The organism is Kitasatospora sp. NPDC057692 (assembly GCF_042799475.1).
GTDB lineage: Bacteria > Actinomycetota > Actinomycetes > Streptomycetales > Streptomycetaceae > Kitasatospora.
On record NZ_JBHVIV010000171.1, the window covers coordinates 1 to 6358 of the forward strand.

A 6358-nucleotide genomic window follows, 5' to 3' on the forward strand; every position below is an offset into this window, starting at 1 on the left:
CGGCATTACTTTTTGTGTTGTTGTGGGGGGGGCTGTTTTTTTTTAATACCCCCCGGGGCATTTTGGTTGGGGCGTTGCCGGAACGGTGTGGGGGCGCCCGGTTTGGCCGGGCCCCCCACAACCGGGACAAGGGGGTGTGCGGTGTATCCGCTCGGGCTTGGTGCGGCGTCGTGGTGGTGGATCGCGATCCTGGTGACCGCAGGCTTCTGGGTTCTCCTGGTGCCGGGAATGCCCACCCGCACACACCGGATCACCGCCGCTTTGACGCCGCTCGCGATGGTGCTCTTCGGGGTCGGCAGCTACTACGCGAAGCACATGGAGGCGGCCACGGTGCTCGCCATGTACTCGTTCGCGGTGGCGTGCTTCCCGGTGGGGGTGATCGGCCACCGCAGGGAGCTGGCGCGGCGGTTGCTGGAGGCGAAGGAGAAGGGCGAGTCGGAGGACGAGGCGGCCCCGCCCGCGATGCTCGCGCAACTCCTCGCGTCGATCGTCGTGTTCGGCGCCCTGGCGATGTGGGTCACCCGATAGCCCGGTTCGTCCACGGTTCACCTGTTCGCGGCGACCCGTTTCCCGGACATGTGCACCGTGTGCGAACACCATGGAATTCCGGATGACTCCGAAGTGGGAAGCGATCTTCCGGAAGCCGACCGGCACGTGATAGCAATGGTGCCGGTCGAGTCCGGAGGCACCGTTCGGCCGGGTTGCCGGTACGTGTACAAACTGGACATCTCCGCTGCGCATCAGCAGCAATCAACGATCAACTAGGGGGCTTTACTCATGCGTTCCATCACCAGGATGGTCATTGTCGGCGCGGTCGCCGGCGCGGTTGCGGTGTCCGGCGTCGTGGGCGCCGTCGCGGCCGACGACACCGCAGCCGCGGCCGGCGCCGCCGCCGTCGCTCCGAAGGCGCTGACCGACGACGACACCCCGCCGCCGGCCGTGGAGGACTTCGTCTACCCGAACGCGGACCAGATCTTCGCGGACCGCGGCATCCGGCTGAAGAGCGGCGACGGCCACATCGTCCTCGACACCTGCGCTCCGGGCATGCTGGAGGTCGACGCCCGGAACCTGGCGGAGATCGACAAGGTGGGCGGCGGCCGCTTCTGCTTCAAGACCACCGGCACGACCGGTCGGCTCACCCTGGAGCTGCCGTCGACCTACGCCGTCTCCACCAACGCCGAGTACTCGGTCCACCTGGTCATGGTGACCGGCACCGAGACCAAGATCCACGACCTGAAGCCGGGCAGCTGGAACAAGGTCGGCGAGCTCACCGACCCGCAGCAGCGCCCGTTCACCCTGCTGGAGCTCACCACCTCGAAGTGAGGCTCCGATCAGGCGGCGTGACGCACGTCTGATCCTCCGTCTCCGGCCCCGTCGCGTGAGTGGCGGGGCCGGAGGCGTCCGAGCGGCCCGCACCTCCCGGGGAGCCCCGGGCCCACCGCTCCGGCAGCAGCCTCCCCCTCCCGCCTCGCCGGCCCGACGGGTACGCGAGCGCCGCCCTCGTAGGCTGGAGCCCGGTGGAATCCTTCGGCGAGAGGCGGGCGGCATGGCGGGCGGCACGGGCACGGGCGGTACGGCTGACGAGCGGGCGGAGCTCGGGGTGATCGGGGGGTCCGGGCTGTACGCGCTGCTGGACGACGTCGCCGAGGTGGCGGTGGAGACGCCGTACGGGCCGCCGAGCGACTCGGTGTTCGTCGGGGAGGTGGGCGGCCGCAGGGTGGCGTTCCTGCCTCGGCACGGCCGGGGGCACGGGATCCCGCCGCACCGGATCAACTACCGGGCGAACCTCTGGGCGCTGCACGCGCTCGGGGTGCGGCAGGTGCTCGGGCCGTGCGCGGTGGGCGGCCTGCGGCCGGAGTACGGCCCGGGGACGCTGCTCGTGCCGGACCAGTTCGTGGACCGCACCGCCGCCCGGGCACAGACCTTCTACGACGGCGTGCCGCTCCCGGACGGCTCGGTGCCGGGGGTGGTGCACGCGCCGATGGCGGACCCGTACTGCCCGGCGGGGCGGGCCGCGGTGCTGGACGCGGCCCGCGGAGCCGCCTGGGAGCCGGTGGACGGCGGCACCCTGGTGGTGATCGAGGGCCCGCGCTTCTCGACCCGCGCCGAGTCGCGCTGGTTCTCCGCGAACGGCTGGTCGACGGTCGGCATGACGGGCCACCCGGAGGCCGTGCTGGCCCGCGAACTCGGCCTCTGCTACACCTCGTTGAACCTGGTCACCGACCTGGACGCGGGTGTGGAGAGCGGTGCGGGCGTCACCCACGCCGAGGTCCTGGAGGTGTTCGGCCGCAACGTCGACCGGCTGCGCACCGTGCTGTTCAAGGCGCTGGAGGCGCTGCCCGCCACCCGCAGCTGCCCGTGCCGGCACGCCCTCGACGGTTTCACCCCCGGCCTGCCCGGCGTCCCGGGGGAGTAGCGGCGCCCGGTCCTCAGCCGTCGAGCAGCGCGCGCAGCCACCGCTCCTCGCGCTGCTCGATGTACCCGGTGTTGGCCAGCCAGGTGTCCCCGTGGCCCTCCCGCCACAGCCGGGTCCACGGCTGGACGCCCAGGCCCGCCTGCTCGCGCAGGAAGTCGTGCATGGCCCGGGTACGCCGCCCCAGCACCGGGACCAGCCGCCGCCGCTCGTCCTCGTCCAGCCCGTAGGCGTCGACGAAGGCGCGCAGCCGCTCGGCCGCGTCGGCGCGGCGGAAGGCGGGGTCGGCGGCCAGCGGGAGGAACCCGTGCGCGGCGTAGGCGAGGTCCCAGAGCCGGGAGCCGGGCGCGGCCGTGTCCCAGTCGATGAACGCCCACCGGTCGGACCCCTCGTCGACGACCAGGTTCCACGGCGCGAGGTCCTGGTGGGCGATGATCTCGCCGGCCGCGGGGGAGTCGTCCCGCATCAGCACCTGCCACCGCGCGTCGGGCGGCGGCGTGAAGTCCGCCACGGCGTCGTGGAACTCGCGGATCAGCCGGGCCACCCGGGCCAGCCGGGCGACGGGGTCCAGCAGGGCGAACCGGTCCGGCCACACCACCCGCCCCGGGACGAAGCCGAGCACCTCGCGCCCCTGCCCGTCGATGCCCAGCGGGCGCGGCGCGGCCCGGAAGCCGACCCCGTGCAGGTGCGCCAGCAGCGCGTGCACGGCGGGCGTCCACGGCCCGGCGGTGCGCCGCACGGTGTCCCCGACCCGGACGACGTCCGCGGTGGCGTTCCCTCCGCTCAGCCGCTCCTCGCGGTCGTCCGACCTCATGCCGCCGCCTCTCGTTCGCCCACGCGCGGACCGTACCCTGACGGCCCGTCCGGCGGCATCCGGATTTCGCCCCGGCCCGGTCGTCCGATGTGAAGGAATGCTGTCGACCCCGCCAGGATTCTGTCAGCATTTCCTCATGGAGATCCGCCGCGTCACCCGCGCCGAGGACGTCCAGGCCGCCGGGCACCTCTTCGACTCGCCGCCGCTCCCCGAGGCCACCGCCCGCTTCCTCGCGGACGACCGCCACCACCTCCTCGTCGCGTACGTCGACGACGCCCCGGCCGCGATGGTCACCGGGGTGGAGACCACCCAGCCGGACCGGGGCACCCGGATGCTGCTCCACGAGCTGGGTGTGGACGCGCGGTTCATCGGTCGCGGGATCGGCCCGGCCCTGACCGCGGCGCTCGCGGACCTCGCACGCGACCTGGGCTGCTACGGCATGTGGGTGCTCGCCGACCGGGACAACCCGGCGGCCCGCTCGGTGTACCGCTGCGCGGGCGGCGTCGCGCGGCAGGGACCGCAGGAGGTGCTCGACTGGTCCTTCGAGGACAGCGCCCCCTTCTGAGCCCCCCGGAAAACCCGGTGGCGGCCCGGCCTGCCACGAACGACCATGGCCCGTATGAGCGAACAACCCGCGCGATGGACCCAGGCGACCGTCTACCCCGACATGTGGATGGACCCGGACGACGACCCGCGCGACAACGAGGGCCCCGGCCCGGACGGCGAACTGGCCACCCTGCGGTCGGCGATCACCAACTACCGCCTCACCCTGCACCTGAAGTGCCAGGGCCTGGACGCCGAGCAGCTGGCCCGCCGCTCTGTTCCGCCGTCGACGATGTCGCTGCTCGGCCTGGTCCGCCACCTCGCCGAGGTGGAGCGCGACTGGCACAACTGGGTCACCGACGGCGAGCCGCGGCCCAAGCTCTACGGCCCGCGCGACGCCGACTTCGACGGCGCCGTCGCCGACCAGGCCGTGGTGGACGCCGCGTTCGCCGACCTGGCGCGCGAGCAGGCGGACCTGGACGCCACCCTGGCCCGGTATTCCGACGACCTCGGCGAGCGCCCGGGCCGCGAGAAGCTCTCCGTCCGCGAGGTGATGCTGCACATCGTCGACGAGTACGCGCGCCACTGCGGCCACGCCGACCTGCTCCGCGAGTGCGTCGACGGACGCGTCGGTCAATAGGCGCAGGGCCGCCGCGCGTTGCGGCGGCGCCGTCCCCGCACACCGCCGGGGCCGCGTCCCGGCATCGGACACGGCCCCGGCTCCCTGTCGGTGACGGAACGTCAGCGCACCGGCTGCGGCGCGGTCCGGGCCACACGGGCCCGGCCGGCCGCCGGGGCGGGCGAGGCCGCAGCGCCGAGCGCGGTGCCGCGGGTCTCCTCCGCCCAGAGCACCGAGACCAGCAGGCCGCCCGCGGTGACGGCGGCGGCGATCAGCATGGTCGGACCGGTGCCGAGGCCGGTCAGCGACAGCGGCAGCAGGTAGGTGCCGACGGCGGCGCCGATCCGGCTGACCGAGGTGGCCACGCCGACGGCGGTGGCCCGGACCTCGGTGGGGAACAGCTCGTTGGGGTAGGTCCAGTCGAGCACGTTCGGCCCGCCGCACAGGAAGGCGTACGCGCAGAGCGCGACGACCACGACGGCGGCCGGGGCGTCCGGCCAGAGGCCCAGGACGGCGAGCGGGACGATCATCAGCGCGAAGGAGCGGATGATCACCGGCCGGCGGCCCCAGGTGTCGATCAGCCGCAGCGCGGGATAGCAGCCGAGCAGGAAGACCAGGCTGATCAGGCCGGTGCCGAGGGTCTCCAGGACGGTGCCGCCCGGCATGCCGAAGGCCTCCAGGAGCTGCGGCCCGAAGGTGAGCATCGCGAACAGCGGGCCGACCTGGCAGAGGAAGAAGAGCCCGCAGAAGAGCGTCCGCCGCCGGTAGGGCGGGGTCATCAGCAGCCGCAGACCGGTCGGGGCGCCGGGGGCGGTGCGGTCGGGCATCAGCTCCCGGCCGTCGACCTTGACCCCGAGGTGGCGCTCGACCAGCCGGACGGCCTCGCCGACCCGGCCGTTGGCGGCCAGCCAGCGCGGCGACTCGGGCGAGCCGCGGCGGATCACCAGGAACACCACGCACAGCACGGCGGAGCTGCCGAGCATCCAGCGCCAGCTGCCCGGCCCGCCGATCCGCAGGAAGAGGTAGCCGGTCAGGTAGGCGAGCACGGCGCCGGCGTACCAGGCGACGATCTGCTGACCGAGCAGCCGCCCGCGGTGCTTGGCGGGCAGCCACTCGGCGAGCAGGGACGTCGCGATGGGGTAGTCGGCGGCCACCGCCATGCCGAGGACGAAGCGCAGCAGGGCGATCGCCCAGACCGCGTCGACCCAGAAGGACAGCACCGAGCAGACGATCATCACGAGCAGGTCGGCGGTGTACATCACCTCCCGCCCGATCTTGTCGGTCAGCACGCCGAAGAGCGCGCCGCCGACGAACATGCCGACCAGCGCGGCGGCGCCGATCAGGCTGACGTCGGCGGTGGAGAGGCCCAGCTCGGGACGCATTCCGATGAGGGCGACGCCCACGATGCTCAGGATGTACCCGTCGAGCAGCGGGCCACCGGAGCAGGCGAGGGCGAGCCTGCGGTGGAAGGCGGTATACGGGGCGTTGTCGATGGTGCGGGACATGCGTTCGGGTCCTCCGGAGCGCACCGCGTGCTGTCGCACCCGTGCGCCGCGTAGACGATCGTGGCCGGGCCGCCGCTCGCGGCGGCCCGCTCGCCCGGAGTCCACCGGGCGACCGTCCACAGTTGCCCGGGTCGGAAGGGTGTCCCCCGGGGCCGAAGGTCAACGGAAAACAAGGCGAAGGTCCCGAATCGGACAGGCCCTCGGCCCGTGCGAAGCGGCCTTCCGCCCCGGAATGCCGGGCCGAACGCCCACCGCCACCCGCCCCGAGCCCGCCGGTGTGACCCTCGGCACCTCGGCGACCCCGGCGCAGGAAGTCGGCCACGCCGACTTCCTGCGCCGGGAACCGACCGGGTTCCCGTCCCCGGGTGTCGCTGCGGCTATTCGGCGGGGGTGCCGCGGAGGAGGAGGGGGAGGTGGGCGCCGCGGGCGAGGGCGTGGAGGGCGTGGGTGATGCGGTGGTGCTG

General features: G+C 73.5%; 7 protein-coding genes. 5 read left to right on the forward strand and 2 right to left on the reverse strand.

The genetic code is table 11. The features are described 5' to 3' along the window. The first annotated feature begins 228 nt into the window (after positions 1-228). The 3 genes from ACFVFS_RS40270 (at position 229) to ACFVFS_RS40280 (ending at position 2416) form a co-directional block, all read left to right on the forward strand. Positions 229-528 (forward strand): hypothetical protein, encoded by a 300-nt coding sequence (locus ACFVFS_RS40270; RefSeq protein ID WP_380630085.1) that lies wholly within the window; start codon positions 229-231, stop codon positions 526-528. Between the two features lie 249 nt (positions 529-777). Further along, positions 778-1323, forward strand: a complete 546-nt coding sequence (locus ACFVFS_RS40275) for a hypothetical protein (RefSeq protein WP_380630087.1) — start codon at positions 778-780, stop codon at positions 1321-1323. Positions 1324-1546: 223 nt separating this feature from the next. Next, positions 1547-2416 carry an S-methyl-5'-thioadenosine phosphorylase gene (locus ACFVFS_RS40280; RefSeq protein ID WP_380630089.1) on the forward strand — a complete coding sequence of 290 codons (870 nt, stop codon included), beginning with the start codon at positions 1547-1549 and terminating at the stop codon, positions 2414-2416. Positions 2417-2429: 13 nt separating this feature from the next. Here ACFVFS_RS40280 and ACFVFS_RS40285 read toward each other — a convergent pair whose 3' ends face one another. Beyond that, on the reverse strand, positions 2430-3227 hold the full coding sequence (locus ACFVFS_RS40285) for a phosphotransferase enzyme family protein (RefSeq protein WP_380630090.1): 798 nt from the start codon (positions 3225-3227) through the stop codon (positions 2430-2432). A gap of 136 nt (positions 3228-3363) precedes the next feature. Here ACFVFS_RS40285 and ACFVFS_RS40290 point away from each other — a divergent pair, with 136 nt between their 5' ends. Both ACFVFS_RS40290 and ACFVFS_RS40295 read left to right on the forward strand, forming a co-directional pair. Further along, a complete protein-coding gene (locus ACFVFS_RS40290; protein ID WP_380630092.1) occupies positions 3364-3792 on the forward strand; it encodes a GNAT family N-acetyltransferase in 429 nt (142 codons plus the stop codon). A gap of 54 nt (positions 3793-3846) precedes the next feature. Then, positions 3847-4410: a DinB family protein gene (locus tag ACFVFS_RS40295; protein ID WP_380630093.1), complete on the forward strand. Its 564-nt coding sequence runs from the start codon at positions 3847-3849 to the stop codon at positions 4408-4410. A gap of 101 nt (positions 4411-4511) precedes the next feature. On the opposite strand, the gene ACFVFS_RS40300 is transcribed toward ACFVFS_RS40295, so the two are convergent. Beyond that, positions 4512-5894: an MFS transporter gene (locus ACFVFS_RS40300; RefSeq protein WP_380630095.1), complete on the reverse strand. Its 1383-nt coding sequence runs from the start codon at positions 5892-5894 to the stop codon at positions 4512-4514. Between the last annotated feature and the right edge of the window lie 464 nt (positions 5895-6358).

What these genes read in the sequence shown, in the direction of transcription:
- ACFVFS_RS40270 (WP_380630085.1), top strand. Translation starts at nt 229, where the DNA reads ATGCCCACCCGCACACACCGGATCACCGCCGCTTTGACGCCGCTCGCG.
- ACFVFS_RS40295 (WP_380630093.1), top strand. Translation starts at nt 3,847, where the DNA reads ATGAGCGAACAACCCGCGCGATGGACCCAGGCGACCGTCTACCCCGAC.
- ACFVFS_RS40285 (WP_380630090.1), bottom strand. Translation starts at nt 3,227, where the DNA reads ATGAGGTCGGACGACCGCGAGGAGCGGCTGAGCGGAGGGAACGCCACC.
- ACFVFS_RS40280 (WP_380630089.1), top strand. Translation starts at nt 1,547, where the DNA reads ATGGCGGGCGGCACGGGCACGGGCGGTACGGCTGACGAGCGGGCGGAG.
- ACFVFS_RS40290 (WP_380630092.1), top strand. Translation starts at nt 3,364, where the DNA reads ATGGAGATCCGCCGCGTCACCCGCGCCGAGGACGTCCAGGCCGCCGGG.
- ACFVFS_RS40275 (WP_380630087.1), top strand. Translation starts at nt 778, where the DNA reads ATGCGTTCCATCACCAGGATGGTCATTGTCGGCGCGGTCGCCGGCGCG.
- ACFVFS_RS40300 (WP_380630095.1), bottom strand. Translation starts at nt 5,894, where the DNA reads ATGTCCCGCACCATCGACAACGCCCCGTATACCGCCTTCCACCGCAGG.